Below are 15,037 nucleotides of genomic sequence, written 5' to 3'. Positions count from 1 at the left end.
TCTGGATTCGCTCGCCAGATGGATGTGATCTGCTGACTCAAAACCTGGACTCGTCTCTTCTTGGTCCAGGTTAGCTGCACAACCTGGACCAAGGGGATGGTAGTCCAGGTTGTCGTTCTAGGCCTGGCCGGCTTGTTCTTCCGGGGTTGCCTTGCGGACGACGAGCCTGGTCCAGGCGCCGACATAGACCCGGTCGTCGCCGGTCAGTTCGCGGCGCTGGCCGGGCGTGATCGGGTCCTCGGGGAGCGCCTCGGAAGCCTGGCCGACGAAGGTGCCGTTGGACGACTGCAGGTCCTCGACCCACCAGCGCTGGCCGTCGGTGGTGAGCTGGGCCTGGCGGCGGCTCACCCCGGTGTCGTCGCCGCAGTCGATCTCCGGGGAGATCCCGCGGCTCTTCGACGGCCGGCCGACCAGCACGCTCTTGGCCGTGACCGGGATGACCACCGGCAGACCCGGTGACGGGCACGGGTCGTCGCTCTGCTGTACGGCGTACCAGTCGGGGTCGACCCAGCGCTCCACCACCCAGTCCGCTACCTCCTGGGGCGCGGGCGGCACCGGCGGTGGCGTACCGAGGTCCAGCGGTGAGGCCGGTCGCGGCATCGTGCCGGTGGTGAAGTCGTAGCCGCAGTTCTCGCAGAACAAGGCGTCCGGAGCGGCCGGGTCGGAACAGTTCGGGCAGGCCTGGGTCGCCGGCGCCGGTGCCGCGACGGCGGGAGCCGGGACGGACGCAGCGGCCGGGGAGGCCGCAGCGCCGATCGGAAGCCCGCAGACGTCGCAGTAGTCGGTCGAGACCGACGGGTGCCCGCTAGGGCAGGTGGCTGAGCTCATTTCTTCACCCTGGTGGTCTTGGTGGACGCCGTGTCGAGCGCCATCTCGTCCGCCTTCTCGACGCTGCGCTTGAGTCGCACGGTGCCGGTGTCCTGATCGTCGATCTCGACCACCTTGCGCAGTCGCGAGGTGGCTTCCTCGTTGCCGGTCTGGGCGGCGAGCTGGACGGCGCGGCCGAGCTTGGTGGTCGCGGTGGCGGTGTCGCCGGCGGCCTTCGCGGCCAGGCCGTCCTGGATCGCCTCGGCGAGCTCGGTCTGGCCGGTGTAGTGCGCGACCTCCGGGCTGATCCGGGTGGTGAGCGCCTCGTCGTTGGACCACAGCGCCTTCACCAGGCCCTGCGCGACCACCTGGTCGCCGATCGCGAGCTGGACCCGGGCGGCCAGTTGCTCCTGCCCGATACCCTTCGCGGCCAGCCTGATCGCGACGTGGTAGTCGCGGGACTCGTCACCCCACGAGCCGGTCGGGTACGCGCTGGTCAGCGCGTTCACCTCGGTACGCCGGGCGGTCAGGTCGTCGACGGTCGGAGCGACCTGGCGGACGAACAGCACCTGCGCCCCTTGCGGAGCCCAGACCCGCATGTCGGCCCCGGCGACACCCTTGCTCATCGCCTGCCGGATCAGGCTGGAGAACTCCGCTGCCAGCTGGTCGGGCGCGGGGATGATGTCGACCGAGCCGAGCAGTGCGGTGGCGATCCGGCGGACCTCGTCGACCTGCCAGTTCACCCCGACGCCACGGCAGTCGCACTGGAACTGACCGGTGACGGCCTGGATCGTGGCGGACAGCACCTCGGGCGACTCGTGCTGGTTCTCGCCGTCGGTGAGCAGGATCGCGTGCTTCTGCGACAGCGACGGCACGGTCGCGAAGACCCGGGCGGCCAGTCGCAGCCAGGTGCCCATCGCCGTACCGCCGTCGGCGTAGAAGCGGGCGACCGCGTCCTTCGCGGCCTGCCGGGTGAACTGGTCCATCTTCACCATCACCGGTTCCGGTGACGGCGGGAAGGCGAGCTGGGCCCGGTCGTTGCCGGAGATGACGGCGAACCAGACCCCGTCGAGGATCTGGTCGAGCGCGGTCTGGGCGGCGTACGCGGCGGCCCGGATGCCTTCGGCACCCATCGAGCCGGAGGTGTCGACGATGATGATCTCGCCGGCGTCGCCGCTACCGGACTGGCCGGCCGCGCCCGCGCCGGTACAGGACACCGTGACGATCGCGTGGACGTCGGTGCCGCCGTCGGGAAGGAACTCGTTCTGGTACACGGAGGCGGAGAACTCGGCCATCTCAGGCGTCCTTTCTACAGTGCTGGCGCTCGGTCACAGACGAGCCAGTGCGACGGTGATGTTGTCCTGGCCGCCCTGGGCGTTCGCCCAGTCGACCAGTGCGGAAGCGGTGGCCAGGGGCTCGCCACGGTTGGCCGCAGCGGTCTGACGTACGAGGTCGGCCAGTGGTGCCGCCTCGGAGCAGTAGTTCCACAGACCGTCGGAGCAGACGACCAGCCAGCCCGGGCCGCCGATCTTGACGGTGGTGGTCCGGGGCGTGTGGTCGGGTGCGTCCTTGCCGAGCCAGCGGGTGATGGCGTGCGCCTGCGGGCCGGTCTCGGCCTCGTGCCGCGGTACGCCGGTGGCGATCAGCTCGGCCGCCCAGGAGTCGTCGACGGTGAGCCCGACAGCCTCTTCGTTGTCCGGGAACCAATAGGCACGGCTGTCGCCGACCACTCCGGCCACCAGCAGGTCGCCTTCGAGTACTGCGACGACGAACGTGCAGGAAGCCGGATTCGGGCTGTCCGGGCTGGTGTTGGCCAGTACTGCGTCGTTGGCGGCATCCGCTGAGGCCTTCAACCGGGCAATCACCGCACTGACCCGCGACGACTCGGTTCCCATCCCTTGCGCGTGACCGGCAGCCAGTACTTCGCGGGCGGCGCGCGCGGCAGCCAGGCTGGCCACGTCGGAGTCCAGCGAGGAGCTCACGCCGTCACAGACCACCAACTGCGCCCTACTACCGGGCTCTGGGTCCGCAGAGATCGCTACGGCGTCCTCGTTCCGGCTGTGCCGGATCCCGCGGTCACAGACAGCGCCGACCCAAGGCGCCGGCTGCTCGCTGAAGTGATCGCGTGGCTTCGTCGCCTTGGTGCCACAGGTCTCGCAGTACTGGTCGGGGCCGATCTTGCCGCCGCAGGAGCGACAGGGGCCGGGCAGCGCCGACGGATTCAACTCGACCGTCGGCTCGGTGTCCGTGTCGATCGCCGCCGACGGCACTGGCGTGGTCGGGGTCAACTCGGCCCCGCACGCCTCGCAGAAACGGTCGGCGTCGGAGATCGGCCCGCCGCAACTCGGGCAGGCCATGCTCGTCGTGCCGGTCGTACTCGTCATCGCAATGTCCATCCTCGAACCTCGTTGGCCTGGTCGACCAGGGCGATCCGTTCCTCCCGGCTGGGCGCTTGCCCGGCCAGCTCACGGTAGGCGGACTCCAGGCCGTCCCGCAGTTCCGGTTCGGTAGCAGCATGCCCCGCGATATGCAGGCCCGGCTGCGGGCCCTTGCCGAGCACTTCGTCCAACGCGATCCGGAACACGTTCGCCGACAGTTGAGCCCGGTCGGCCGGGTCGATCGTCAGCGCCTCGATACTGCCCATGGCCTCCGCGAGAGCGGGGAGGCCACGCCCTGATCCTGCCAGCAATCCGGCTCGTTGGCGGCGAGCCCGGATGAACGCGCCGCTGGTCGGCGGTACCAGGTCGACCGCCGCGATCGCTCCGTCCAGGTCGCCGCGGGCAGAGCGGATGGTGGCCAGGCCGAACGCCGACGGTGCGATGTAGTTGGCGTCGGTGCGGGCGCAGGTGATGTAGAGCCCTTCGGCGACGTCGTACTCGCCACTGAGTTCGCAGGACAGGGCCAGTGCGAGCTTGGGTGCCAGCTCGCCAGGGACCTGACCATAGACGGCGTTGAAGGCCGACTGCGCGGCGGCGTTGTCACCGCGAGCCAGGGCGACCAGCCCGGACATCCAGACCGCACGCCACTCCCACGGGTCCTCGGCCAGCAGGTCGGACACGGCCGTGTCGACCATGTCGTACTGGCCGGACTCCAGCGCGGCCAGTGCGATCTCCAGCAGCACCTGGGGCGACTGCTCCGGCGCGTTGACCAGCAACTCCAGCCGCGCGGCCGGGTCCGGGACGCTCACGGTCTTCAGCCAGCCGGCCAGCTTGTCGGTGTTGTCCGTCAGCAGTGAGGGCAGCCGCATCCACGGGGGAGCGGCCTCGCCCAGACCGGCGGAGAGGTCGCCCGGGCTGCCGAACAGCAGCGACGACGCGGAGTGCTGCGCAGCGCCACTAGTCTGCTGCGACGCGACCACCTCACGCAGTACGCCGAGCAGCTGGACGCGGAACTCGTCGGCGGACACGAAGCGGTCGGCCGGATCCTTGGCGCAAGCCTTCAGCAGCAGCCGGTACACGGAGTCGTGCTGCTGGAACAGCGGGACGTCGGCCACGGGCGGCAGTGAGGACAGGTACGTCGACTGGTAGCCGCGGAACTCCATCGCCAGCACGGTCAGAGTGCGGCCCAGGGTGTAGATGTCCGAGGCAACCGACGTACCGACCTCGGGGACCTCCGGGGCCTGGTAGCCGACCGTGCCGTAGATCGCTGAGTCCATGTCGTCGATCCGGCGGACACCGCCCATGTCGATCAGCTTCACCGCGTCGCCGACCTGGATGATGTTGTCCGGCTTGAAGTCGCAGTAGACCAGGCCGAGGTCGTGCAGGTACGAGAAGGCGGGCAGGATCTCCAGCAGGTAGGCGATCGCCTGGTCGATCGGCAGTGCGTTGTACCGGCCGCCGTTCGCCTCCATCCGCTGCTTGAGCAGGGTCTTCAGCGAAGTACCGCCGACGTACTCCATCACGATGTAGCCGGCGCCTTCGTGGGTGACGAAGTTGTAGATCTCCACGATCAGCGGGTGCTCGACCCGGGCCAGGAACTGCTGCTCGGCGATCGCGGCCGCGACGGCGTCCGGGTCCTCGGAGTTCAGCAGGCCCTTGAGCACGACCCAGCGCTTGGAGACGTTGAGGTCCCTGGCCATGTAGATCCAGCCGAAACCACCGTGTGCCAGGGCGCCGGCGACCTCGTACTGGCCGGCCACCAGGTCGCCCGCCTTCAGCTTCGGGGCGAACGAGAACGGGCTACGGCACTTCGGGCAGAACCCCTCGGTCCGGCCCGGCTGGTCGCCGCGGGACCGGCCCACCGCGTTACCGCAGGTCGGGCAGGTCCGGCGGTCCTCGGGGACCATCGGGTTGACCAGGATCGCCTTGCCGGCGTCGATCGCCGGGATCGGCGGCACGGTGGTGAGTCCGGCACCGAGCCGCGCCCCGCGCAGCCGGGTGGACGAAGTACCGAGTCGGCGGGTCAGCTTCGAGCCGGCCTTGGTCGCGCGGGCCGAGCCGAGTGGTGTGGAGGCCAGCCGGTTGGAGGCGCGCGAGACGGTCGACGGCGAGCTGATCGGCTCTTGGACGACCGGTGCGGCGACGTCGGGAGCACCGGCGACAGCGGACGGGCTGAGCGCCCCCGATGGAGCGGGTGAACCGCAGACGTCGCAGTAGCCGTCCATGATCGTGCCGGAGCAGCCCGGCTGGGTGCAGGCGATGTTCGTCATGTCGTCCCTCCTGTGGCGCGACCGGAGTGTGGGTCGGCGGCAAGACTGGTGTCCAGATAGGTCTGGTAGGCCGCTACGAGCGCGCCGAGCCGGACCAGGTTCACTGGTTCGGTGTCGATCACGTCGTGGCCGCGCCGGTAGAGCTCGGCAAGGTCTTCGGTGGTTCCGCTGGTCCGGGCAAGACTGCCCGCCTTCACCTGGTACGCATCGAGCCGAGCGGCCAGTTCGTCCCTGCGTTCCAGTGCAGCGCCGTACGCCGTCTGGGCCTGACCCAGCGCACGCCGTACGGCGTCCAGGCGGCTCAGGTACCTGTCCAGCTCGGCAGCGGTGTTCGGCACCGGTCCGAGCGCGGTGACGTCCGGTACGCCGAGGCGCGGCGCAGGGGTGACCGCAGCGACGCACCGATCGGCAAGAGCCCGTACTGCGGCTCCCTGTGCCTCCAGCTCGGTCCGTACTGCGCGGGCGCGAGCCACATCGGCAGCGCGCTCCCGGCGGGTAGCACCGCCGACGATCAGGTCCCGCTCGGTACGGGCGGCATCCATCTCGAGCGAGCCGATCAGACCGCCGACATCCGCACCACGCTTGGCACGATCGGTCAGGTCGGTGACCCGGCGGTCCAGATCGTGGTGGTTCGCGATCGCCGCGTTCCGGCTGATCGCAGGCTCGTTCTTTACCAGGTCGCTGATCCGCTCCACCTGCGCCCGGAGCTGCCTGAGCCGCGCGGCGAGGTCCGCGTCGCCCGGCTCCAGCGCGAGCCTGGCCCGCAGGGTGGCGGCCAATGCATCGGACAAAGTGCATGCCTCAGGCAACGAAACCGCGAGCGAGCCGCTCGCGCCACCGGTGTCGAGGCCGCCCCAGATCAGCGTCGAGATCCGCTCGGTCTCGGTCGCGCCGACCCGGCCGGAGTCCCAGGTGACCAGGATCAGCTCGTACCGGTCCGAGGCTGCCTTCCAGACCGCCATCGCCAGCACGACGTCACCGCTGAGGGAGTCGGCGTCCTCGGCTTGCAGAGCGGCCTGGTCGAGCTCGTCCAGCTCGGCCCGCCGACGGTCGCGCCAGGTCCCGAGCGCATCGAGGAACGTCAGCAGATCCTTGGCCGGGATGCTGCTGCCGATCCGCCCTGGTGGGGCCGGCGCGACTGCCGTCGGAGTACGAACCGTCATCGCCCGTAGACCGCCTTCGGCGGCGCCGGCGCGGGACCCAGGTCGGCCGCGAACCACTTGTCGTACGACGCCTTCCAGCGTCCGTCGGTCTTCATCTGCTCCAGGACGCTGTTGACGAACTGGACGAAGTCACGGTTCTTGAGCGACATACCGAGGCCGTAAGGCTCGTCGCTGAACCGCTCGCCCTTGATCACCTCGGCGTACGGGTCCTGCGCGGCATCGCCGGCCAGCACGGTGTCATCACCGCTGATGCCGTAGGCCTTGCCCTGCTGGAAGAGCTCCAGGCAGCCACCGTCGGTGTCGGCGGTGACCGCGGTCAGCTCCGGGAACTTCTTGCGTAGGTTGGCGTAGCTGGTCGAGCCGGTCGGGGTGCAGATCGTGGTGCCCTTGGGTAGATCGGCGAGGCTCTTCACTCCGGAGTCCAGCGGCACCAGCGACTTCTGACCGGAGCGGTAGTACTCGGCGGAGAAGGCGATCTGGGTCCAACGGTCGCAGTTGATGGTCATGTTGCGCGCGACGATGTCGACCGAACCGTCGATGATCACCGGGAGCCGTTGCGGGCTGGAGATGACGCGCAGCTCGACCCCGACGCCGAGCGCCTTCGCGACCGCGGTGATCATGTCGATGTCGAAGCCCTCGATGGTTCCGGTGATCGGGTTGCGGGAACCCAGGTGCAGGCTGTCGGCAGACACACCGGCGATCAGCCGGCCCCGCTCCTTGATCTTCGCCAGGTAGGAGCCGGCCGGAAGCTGATCAGGTGCGGGCAGCGCGCCTTCCGGCGCATAGGAGGCCAACGGGTTGGCACAGGTGACCGGCGGCTTGGCCGGGCCCGGGGTCGTCGTGGTCGGAGCCGGCTTGGTCGGGAGCGGCGTCGCCTCGTAGCTGCTGGAGCCACAAGCCGTCAGTGCCAACAGGGTGGCGGCGGCACCGGCCGCGATCAGCTGCTTCTTCATCGGTATTCCCCCAGTCGCTGGGACATGCCCCAGGCCACGAGCAGTGCGGCGACGATACCGATCGGCAGCCCCAGCCAGCCGATCGGTGGCAGGCCGTTGCGGGCGTCGGACAATTCGCTGCCGACCTTCTTACCGGTCGCGTCGAGGCTTGCTGCGGAGCCCTTGTCGAAGGCGGTGAAGGTGGTCGCGGCGTTCTGGCCGGGGGCCTTGCCGACCGACACCTTCACCGCGTCGTCCCATTTGCCCTGCTTGCTGTCCAGGTCGCGGATGGTTGTGTGGACGGTCTTGTACTGCGTCCAGGGGCCCTGCAGTTCGGGAGCGGTGGCCGCAACGATGGCGAGCTGCTTGTCGACCTCCTTGGCCGACACGCCCCAGGCCTTGTCGAAGGCGTCACCCGAGCCACGTGCGATCAAGGTGAGGCTCTCGTTCGACTTGGCGTCGTACGCCGCGATGCGGGCGCGGGACAGCGCCAGCGTGTCGGCGTACGCGTGGCCGCGAGTGTCTTTGGCGTCCTTGCTCGCACCCGACAGCGCCGTACCGCCGACCAGCATCGTCAGCAGCACCAGTGCGGCAGCGGCCGCAATCGGCATGTTCAGGTAGCGGTGGGTCCGCTTTGCCAGCCAGTACAGGGCGAAGCCGAGCACCAGCAGGGTGATCAGGCCGCCGACGATCAGCCAGAGATTGCCCTTGCCGATCCCGTTGAACTCCGTGCCGACGCGGTCCTCGTTGGCCGAGACCAGCGCGTTCAGCAGCGGCAGCGAGTCGTTCTGCAGAGCGGCGCTCGCGTCCTTCAGGTACTGCGAGCCGATCGGCAGGCCCTGCCGGTTGTTGGCGCGGGCCTGCTCGACCAGACCCTGGTAGGTCAACAGAGTCGCGTTGAGCTGGCCGAGCACCGCCTGGTCAGCGGGCTGTGCGGTGGCTGCTTCGGCGATCAGCTTGGAGGCCTGCGCCATCGAGTCGACGAAGTGCTGCCGCTGCGCGGGTGGCTCCAGGCCGCCGACCAGGAAAGCGTTGGTGGCGTCGGCGTTGGCGCTGACCAGGTTGGTGTGGATCGCCTGGATCCGGACCAACTGGGACGTGTTGGCCTCTGCCCGCTTCAGGGCACCGTCGGACTCACTGAATCCCTGTGCCGCGGCCAGGCCGAACAACACGGCCACTGCTGCGGACAGGAGGAGTACGGTGCGCATCCGGCCCGGCGTACCGGCGAACCAGGCCTGGAGCGCGCCGCCGGGGGTCGTGCGCCGCGGCGTACCGGCAATCGCCACTGGCGGTGGAGCCGGCGGCGACCAGGTGGCTGGGGGCGCGCTCGTTGTTTGGGTCACGCCTGCTCCTCTTGCTCGGGCCCGGCCGACTGCTCAGGCTCGACTGGCTCAGTGGGTTCGACTGCTTCCGCCGGCCCGGCCGGCTCAGCTGCGTCGGCGGGCTCAGCTGGATCGGTCGACTCGGCTGGTTCGGTCGGTTCGGCTGGTTCGTCGGTCAGGTCTTCGGGACGGATCTGACGCAGCTGGTCGGTCGTCGGTGCCGTCACGTCGCGAAGGCGCCAGGCATGCCGGCCGATCGCGGCCTCCAGCATGTTCCGGGCGTAGCGGCCGTTGCCGAACGAGCGGTCCCGCCTTGTGGAGGCGAGGATCACCGTGAACTGGTCCAGCGCGTGCGGCGTCAGCTCGTAGTCCGCCGCCGCGGCCAGCCCGGTCAGGATGTCGGTCAGCTCGGCGTCGGTGTAGTCGTCGAACGCGATCGTGGTCCGGAACCGGCTGGCCAGCCCGGGGTTCGCCGAGATGAAGTTCTCCATCGGCTCGGGGTAGCCGGCGACGATCACGACCAGATCGTCGCGCCGGTCCTCCATCTCCTTGACCAGCGTGTCGACGGCTTCCCGCCCGTACTGGTCGGCGCCCAGCTCGCCTGCGGTCAGGCTGTACGCCTCGTCGATGAAGAGCACTCCACCGGCTGCGGACGCCACCACCTCGGCCGTCTTGGTCGCGGTCTGACCCAGATACCCGGCGACGAGCTCGGAGCGGTCGACCTCGACCAGCTGGCCCTTGGAGAGCAGACCGAGTGCCTTGTAGATGCCGCTGACCAGCCGCGCGACAGTGGTCTTGCCTGTCCCGGGATTGCCTACGAATACGAGGTGCCGGGTGATGGTCGGGCTCTTGAGTCCTGCTTCGGCGCGGAGCTTCTCGACCCGCAGTACGGCGACCTGCCGGTGCACCTCGCGCTTGACGGTCGCCAGGCCGGTCAGCTCGTCCAGCTCGGCCAGTAGCTCTTCTACTGTGCGCTCTGGCTCAGCCGGAGCCGCCTCGACAGCCGGCGTGGCTTCTGTCTGTACTGCGGCGGCAGGCGCGCTGGTGGCTGGGCTTGCGACCGGGCTGGTGCCGAGCGGGTTGGTGCCGACTGGGTTGCCAACCTGGAGTTGCCGGGCGCCTGCTGCTTGGAGCTGCGCGGCCGCGGCGACCGAGGCGTTGCCGATGACCCGCATGGTCGGCTCACCGAGATTGCAGGCCGCGGAGGCCAGCTCGGCCAGCGCCTCGGCGTACGGGATCTTCTCTGCTGATCCCTGCGCGACCAGGTCGGTCAGCACGGCCGTTGGTGCGCCGCGCCATCTCCGGCCACGCACAGCGGCGTCGAAGAAGTCCTGGGTGCCGGCACCGGGTGTCACGGCGGCCCAATCGGCCGAAGCGCCAGGCGCTGACTCGGCCAGTGCGGCAGCGAGTGACAGTCCCTCTGCTCGGGCAGCCGCTTCCGGCACACCCGCACGTGCAGCTACTGACAGCAGGGCCGACAGTGCGTCCTGCAGCGAAGTACCCCCCGCGCTGCTCATGCCCCTCCTCGACCTGGCGGTGGTTGTAGTGGCCCTGCTCCTGGCGGCTCCGGTATCGAAGGTGCCTGCGTCGACGGTGTCTCGCCGAGAGCAAGACTGCCCCCGGTCGAGCCGGTCCCGAACTTCTCCTGCAGGAACCGGCCATGAGCGATGAGCGCGGCCGCGTCGGCCCGGTTCACCGCGTCGAACACCTTGTCCATCGTCGCGCCCAGCAGGTCCAACTGGTCGATCAAAATCATCAGCGAGGTCTTACCGCGGTCCACCGGCCGGCTGTCCGCCCACTGCCGCGGCAGGCGCAGGTACCCACCGATGGCCTCGGGCAGGTAGTCCGTCGCCGTTGCCATCACGTTGTAGGCCTGCATGCTGCCGCCGAGGTTGCCGAGCCGCGGGATGGTCTCCCGGACGATCCGCACCACCCGGCCGACCCTGGACGCGACGACGGCCGGTACGGCGCCGTCGGCGACCAGTTGCTCGACCCGGACCAGCGCCGCGAGCAGATCGTCATTGGTCGGAGCGCGCGGGATCGGGGCAGGCTCGGGCTCCGCCTTGCGGCCGGTCAGCCGCGCGAAGAAGTCACCCAATGCCATCCAGCCGATCCCGCTCTCTTGTCTTGTGCTCTTGCGCTCTGGTGATCTAGCGGCCGAGGTCGAGGGTGCCGGCGACGACCCGCTGGTCCTGCTTGGCCACCCGCTCCAGGTAACTGCGGGACTTGGTCACCTCGTTCTCCAGCGTGCCGATGCTGGCGGCCATGTTGTCGAGCGCCTGCACCTTGAAGGTGTCGATCGCGTCCATCGTGGCGTAGATGTTCGCGAACGCCGCCTGCAGCTGGGGCAGCCCGATGGTCGCCGACGCGGCCTGCTGCTGGATCGCGACCGAGTTGTCCCGCAGCATCTGCGAGGTCCGCTCGATCATGCCGCTGGTGGTCGTGTTCAGCGCGGTGATCTGGTCCAGCACCAGCTTCTGGTTGCCGAGGGCCTGCGCCACGATGACCGCCGTACGGAGTGCGGAGACGGTCGTGGTGGAGGCGCGGTCGACGCCCTTGATGAGCTCGATGTTGTTCTTGATCACGATGTCGATGGCCAGGTAGTTCTGGATCGACACCGCCAGCTGGACGAGCAGGTCCTGGTGCTTCTGCCGGACGTAGAACAGCACGTCCTCGCGGAGCGCGCGGGCCTTGTCCGGGTCGGTCGTCTCCAGCTCGGCGATCGTCGCGGACAGCCGGGCGTCGAGGCGCTCGGCGACGTACACGTACTGGTTCAGCCGGCCCATCGCGTCCCAGAGTTGCTGCTTCTCCATGTTCAGCGCGGCGTTGTCCTTGCCGAGCTCGTCCTGGCCGTCGCGGAGCGAGTGCAGGATCCCTTCGAGGTGGCTCTGGGCGCTCTGGTACTTGCGGAAGTAGTCCTCGATCTTGTCCCCGAACGGGATCATCCCGAGCAGCTTCTTGGCCCCGGTCGCTTCCTTGGGGTCCAGGTTCTCGACCGTACGGCGAAGGTCCAGCAGCGTCTTGCCGACCGTCGATCCCTCGGACAGGCCGCCGCTGCTCAGCGCCTTCACCGGCGACTGCAGCAGCCGGTTCGAGCTCTCCGCCGCGTGCCGGATGTCGACGTCGCCCATGCTCCGGACATCGCCGGCCTTCTGCGCGAACTCGGGTGAGCGCGGCGCGGCCGTCATCAGCGAGGTCAGGAACGTGTCGACCTTGGAGTCCAGCCCCGGCAGCGCGGCCGGGTCGACCGCGGGCGCCAGGCTCGGCGCGGCGGTCGCGGCGACAGGCTGTGTCGGCTCGGGCGCGGTCAGTATCAGTCCAGGCGCGGTAGCTGTCGGCGGCGCAAGCGGTGCCTGCACAGGCGCAGCTTGTGCGGCGGCGGCTTGCGGGTTGTCAGCTTCGGTCATCGTCGTTCCCCTCCGGTGGCCTACTCGCGGGCCGGCGCCCGCGTCCCCTGTCACACACTCCGTGACGCGCACACAATCTAACCGGTTCCCGGTCGACTGAGTGGAACCTTCCCCGATCCGTGACCAGGGCACCGCGAGGGTGCGCCCGGGATCAGGTGCGGTCGTAGGTGACGAAGGTGAAGCCGGGGTTCGGCGTACGGGCGGTCTCGGACCACTCGGAGCGGTCGAAGGCCGGGAAGGTGACGTCGCCGTCGGGGGACTGGTCGACCTCGGTCAGCTCCAGGCGGTCGGCGTACGGGAGTGCCTGGCGGTAGATCTCGCCGCCGCCGGCCACATAGATGTCGCCGTCGGACTTGAGGGCTTCCTCGACGGTGTGGACGACCTCCACGCCGTCGGCGGACCAGTCGGGCTGGCGGGTGACGACGACCGTACGGCGGCCCGGCAGCGGGCGGCCGATCGAGTCGTAGGTCTTGCGGCCCATCACCAGCGTGTGGCCGAGGGTGAGCTGCTTGAAGTGCTGCAGGTCCTCGCGGATCCGCCAGGGCAGGTCGTTGTCGCGGCCGATCACGCCGTTCGCGCCGATCGCGGCGATCAGGATGATGGTCATACCGCGATGGGCGCCTTGATCCCCGGGTGCGGGTCGTACCCGACCAGCTGCACGTCGGCGATCTCGTACGAGTCGATCGAGTCGCGCCTGGCCAGCTCCAGCGTTGGCAACGGCCGCGCCTCGCGGGTCAGCTGCAGCTTCGCCTGGTCGAGGTGGTTCAGGTAGAGATGCGCGTCGCCGAGGGTGTGCACGAAGTCACCGACCTCGAGACCGGTCTGCTGGGCGACCATGTGCGTGAGCAGCGCGTACGACGCGATGTTGAACGGTACGCCGAGAAAGATGTCGGCCGACCGTTGGTAGAGCTGGCAGGACAACCGGCCATCGGCGACGTAGAACTGGAACATCGTGTGGCACGGCGGCAGCGCCATCCCGTCCACGTCGGCCACGTTCCACGCGTTGACGATGTGACGGCGCGAGTTCGGGTTCTGCTTGATCGACTCGATCACGGCCGCGATCTGGTCGATCTGCCGCCCGTCCGGAGTCGGCCAGGAGCGCCACTGGTAGCCGTAGACCGGCCCGAGTTCGCCGTTCGCGTCGGCCCACTCGTCCCAGATGCTGATGTTGTTCTCGTGCAGCCACTTCACGTTCGTGGAGCCGCTGAGGAACCAGATCAGCTCGCCGACCACGGACCGCAGATGCAGCTTCTTCGTGGTCACCGCGGGGAACCCGGCGCTCAGGTCGTACCGCGCCTGGTGCCCGAACACGCTCAGCGTGCCGGTTCCCGTCCGGTCCCCCTTCTCGACACCGTTGGTCAGGACGTGGTCGAGAAGCTCCAGATACTGCCGCATGCCGCAAAACTAACAGTCGCCGGCAGGGGCACTCGGGGCGGCACGACGTGCGTCGTACGACGTGTCCGCTGAGCGGTCGCGGGCGGCTGGGACACTGCAGGGGTGAGCGAAGTGATGGATGCGCGGGACGAGGCGCCTCAGTACGTGTTGCCGATGGTGGTGCGGTTGGAGAAGGTCGAGCCGCCGGGGTTCACCGATGCGCTGGAGACGGCTGCGCGGGCGGTGCTGATGATCCTGGCGGCTGAGCGGTCGACCGGTGAGGGTGTGTGGGCCGAGGCGATGGAGGCCTGGCAGGACGCGCGGATCCGGAAGGTCGTCCGCCGTGCGCGCGGTGGCGAGTGGCGGAAGGCGACCGAGTTGCCCGGGATCACGGTGACCGGTGCGACCGCCGAAGTACGGGTCTATCCGCCGATCCCGCTCGACGGCTGGCCGAAGGAACTCCTCAAGCTCCAGGTCTCCGGTACTTCGCTGGAGGACCCCGAGCCGCCGTCCGAGCCGGACCTCACGGAGCCGGTCCTCTGGCTGAACCCTGAGCTGGAGATGTCGGCCGGTAAGGCGATGGCCCAATGCGGTCACGCCGCCCAGCTCGCCTGGTTCGACCTCTCCGACGAGGCCCGCAAGCTCTGGCGCGAATCCGACTTCGTCCTGTCAGTCCGTACGCCGTCCGCCGCGCACTGGGCGACCCTCCTCGCCAGCGGCCTCCCCGTAGTACAAGACGCAGGCTTCACCGAGATCGACCCCGGCAGCTACACGGTCATCGCCGACCATCCTGTTCTTCGCGGCTGACGCGGTAGTGGAGGTGGGTGACGCGGTCGCCCTGGACGATGGTGGGGTTGTCGAGGAGGCGTTGCGGGCCGGGGTAGGTGCCGAAGAAGGGGATGCCGGTGCCGAAGACGACCGGGATGAGGTTGTAGGCGATCTCGTCGACCAGGTCTGCCGCTAGTGCTTGGCCGGCGAGGTTGCCGCCGGTGAGGGAGACGTCGCGGTCACCGGCGAAGGCCTTGGCCTGGGCGATCGCCTCTTCGATTCCGTCGACGAACGTGAACGGGGCATCGGGGAACGGCCAGCCGGTCGGAGGCTCGTGGGTGACGACGAAGACGTGGTCGCCGACCGCGGGCACGCCGTGCCAGCCGTTCGTGATGTCGAACAGGTGCCGGCCGATCACACAGGCGCCGATGTTCGGCCAGGTCGAGTTCAGGTAGTCGGCGCTGGCCTGGCTGACGTGGAACGGGCGGCCCTGGTCGGTGCCGTAGACCTCCACTGTTCCGTTGTTGTACCAGTCGAACAGCGGACCGACCGCGTCCGTGGTGTCGGCGACGAAACCGTCAAGCGAGACGGCGGCGCTTGCGATGACGTTGCCCAT

The 15,037-nt window shown here is 69.1% G+C and carries 14 protein-coding genes; 1 reads left to right on the top strand and 13 read right to left on the bottom strand.

Annotation, left to right across the window (positions count from 1 at the left end):
* Nucleotides 1–117: 117 nt before the first annotated feature.
* The 12 genes from F1D05_RS14655 to F1D05_RS14600 all read right to left on the bottom strand — a co-directional run bounded on the left by F1D05_RS14655 (nucleotide 118) and on the right by F1D05_RS14600 (nucleotide 13,674).
* Nucleotides 118–828 carry an FHA domain-containing protein gene (locus tag F1D05_RS14655; protein WP_185448214.1) on the bottom strand — a complete coding sequence of 237 codons (711 nt, stop codon included), beginning with the start codon at nucleotides 826–828 and terminating at the stop codon, nucleotides 118–120.
* Complete coding sequence (locus tag F1D05_RS14650) at nucleotides 825–2,102, bottom strand: vWA domain-containing protein (protein ID WP_185448213.1); 1,278 nt, start codon at nucleotides 2,100–2,102, stop codon at nucleotides 825–827. Before F1D05_RS14650 ends, F1D05_RS14655 begins: the two co-directional genes overlap by 4 nt.
* Nucleotides 2,103–2,135: 33 nt before the next feature.
* Nucleotides 2,136–3,191: a PP2C family serine/threonine-protein phosphatase gene (locus tag F1D05_RS14645; RefSeq protein ID WP_246486698.1), complete on the bottom strand. Its 1,056-nt coding sequence runs from the start codon at nucleotides 3,189–3,191 to the stop codon at nucleotides 2,136–2,138.
* Entirely contained in the window at nucleotides 3,188–5,455 is a 2,268-nt protein-coding gene (locus F1D05_RS14640) for a serine/threonine-protein kinase (protein ID WP_185448211.1), read from the bottom strand. The genes F1D05_RS14645 and F1D05_RS14640 overlap by 4 nt, the downstream gene beginning before the upstream one ends.
* Entirely contained in the window at nucleotides 5,452–6,618 is a 1,167-nt protein-coding gene (locus F1D05_RS14635) for a hypothetical protein (RefSeq protein WP_185448210.1), read from the bottom strand. Before F1D05_RS14635 ends, F1D05_RS14640 begins: the two co-directional genes overlap by 4 nt.
* On the bottom strand, nucleotides 6,615–7,571 hold the full coding sequence (locus F1D05_RS14630) for a glutamate ABC transporter substrate-binding protein (RefSeq protein WP_185448209.1): 957 nt from the start codon (nucleotides 7,569–7,571) through the stop codon (nucleotides 6,615–6,617). Before F1D05_RS14630 ends, F1D05_RS14635 begins: the two co-directional genes overlap by 4 nt.
* Complete coding sequence (locus F1D05_RS14625) at nucleotides 7,568–8,893, bottom strand: hypothetical protein (RefSeq protein WP_185448208.1); 1,326 nt, start codon at nucleotides 8,891–8,893, stop codon at nucleotides 7,568–7,570. The genes F1D05_RS14630 and F1D05_RS14625 overlap by 4 nt, the downstream gene beginning before the upstream one ends.
* The gene (locus F1D05_RS14620) at nucleotides 8,890–10,389 is read right to left on the bottom strand and encodes an AAA family ATPase (protein WP_185448207.1); all 1,500 of its coding nucleotides are present in this window, start codon (nucleotides 10,387–10,389) and stop codon (nucleotides 8,890–8,892) included. Before F1D05_RS14620 ends, F1D05_RS14625 begins: the two co-directional genes overlap by 4 nt.
* Entirely contained in the window at nucleotides 10,386–10,976 is a 591-nt protein-coding gene (locus F1D05_RS14615; protein WP_185448206.1) for a hypothetical protein, read from the bottom strand. Before F1D05_RS14615 ends, F1D05_RS14620 begins: the two co-directional genes overlap by 4 nt.
* Nucleotides 10,977–11,022: 46 nt before the next feature.
* Entirely contained in the window at nucleotides 11,023–12,279 is a 1,257-nt protein-coding gene (locus tag F1D05_RS14610; RefSeq protein WP_185448205.1) for a toxic anion resistance protein, read from the bottom strand.
* A 151-nt stretch (nucleotides 12,280–12,430) separates the two neighbouring features.
* Nucleotides 12,431–12,886, bottom strand: a complete 456-nt coding sequence (locus F1D05_RS14605; RefSeq protein WP_185448204.1) for a dihydrofolate reductase — start codon at nucleotides 12,884–12,886, stop codon at nucleotides 12,431–12,433.
* Nucleotides 12,883–13,674: a thymidylate synthase gene (locus F1D05_RS14600; protein WP_185448203.1), complete on the bottom strand. Its 792-nt coding sequence runs from the start codon at nucleotides 13,672–13,674 to the stop codon at nucleotides 12,883–12,885. The genes F1D05_RS14605 and F1D05_RS14600 overlap by 4 nt, the downstream gene beginning before the upstream one ends.
* Nucleotides 13,675–13,776: 102 nt before the next feature.
* Here F1D05_RS14600 and F1D05_RS14595 point away from each other — a divergent pair, with 102 nt between their 5' ends.
* Complete coding sequence (locus F1D05_RS14595; RefSeq protein WP_246486697.1) at nucleotides 13,777–14,460, top strand: aminoacyl-tRNA hydrolase; 684 nt, start codon at nucleotides 13,777–13,779, stop codon at nucleotides 14,458–14,460.
* Here the strand turns inward: F1D05_RS14595 and F1D05_RS14590 are convergent.
* Nucleotides 14,429–15,037, bottom strand: a complete 609-nt coding sequence (locus F1D05_RS14590; protein WP_185448202.1) for a dihydrofolate reductase family protein — start codon at nucleotides 15,035–15,037, stop codon at nucleotides 14,429–14,431. The two genes, F1D05_RS14595 and F1D05_RS14590, sit on opposite strands and share 32 nt — an antisense overlap.

It is taken from the genome of Kribbella qitaiheensis, from assembly GCF_014217565.1.
GTDB classification, from domain to species: domain Bacteria; phylum Actinomycetota; class Actinomycetes; order Propionibacteriales; family Kribbellaceae; genus Kribbella; species Kribbella qitaiheensis_A.
This window is presented reverse-complemented; position numbering and strand designations above follow the sequence as displayed.

Excerpts from the sequence above, each read along its gene's own strand:
- F1D05_RS14635 (WP_185448210.1), bottom strand. The coding sequence starts at position 6,618 with ATGACGGTTCGTACTCCGACGGCAGTCGCGCCGGCCCCACCAGGGCGG.
- F1D05_RS14610 (WP_185448205.1), bottom strand. The coding sequence starts at position 12,279 with ATGACCGAAGCTGACAACCCGCAAGCCGCCGCCGCACAAGCTGCGCCT.
- F1D05_RS14650 (WP_185448213.1), bottom strand. The coding sequence starts at position 2,102 with ATGGCCGAGTTCTCCGCCTCCGTGTACCAGAACGAGTTCCTTCCCGAC.
- F1D05_RS14600 (WP_185448203.1), bottom strand. The coding sequence starts at position 13,674 with ATGCGGCAGTATCTGGAGCTTCTCGACCACGTCCTGACCAACGGTGTC.
- F1D05_RS14645 (WP_246486698.1), bottom strand. The coding sequence starts at position 3,191 with ATGACGAGTACGACCGGCACGACGAGCATGGCCTGCCCGAGTTGCGGC.
- F1D05_RS14640 (WP_185448211.1), bottom strand. The coding sequence starts at position 5,455 with ATGACGAACATCGCCTGCACCCAGCCGGGCTGCTCCGGCACGATCATG.
- F1D05_RS14605 (WP_185448204.1), bottom strand. The coding sequence starts at position 12,886 with ATGACCATCATCCTGATCGCCGCGATCGGCGCGAACGGCGTGATCGGC.
- F1D05_RS14620 (WP_185448207.1), bottom strand. The coding sequence starts at position 10,389 with ATGAGCAGCGCGGGGGGTACTTCGCTGCAGGACGCACTGTCGGCCCTG.
- F1D05_RS14615 (WP_185448206.1), bottom strand. The coding sequence starts at position 10,976 with ATGGCATTGGGTGACTTCTTCGCGCGGCTGACCGGCCGCAAGGCGGAG.
- F1D05_RS14655 (WP_185448214.1), bottom strand. The coding sequence starts at position 828 with ATGAGCTCAGCCACCTGCCCTAGCGGGCACCCGTCGGTCTCGACCGAC.
- F1D05_RS14590 (WP_185448202.1), bottom strand. The coding sequence starts at position 15,037 with ATGGGCAACGTCATCGCAAGCGCCGCCGTCTCGCTTGACGGTTTCGTC.
- F1D05_RS14630 (WP_185448209.1), bottom strand. The coding sequence starts at position 7,571 with ATGAAGAAGCAGCTGATCGCGGCCGGTGCCGCCGCCACCCTGTTGGCA.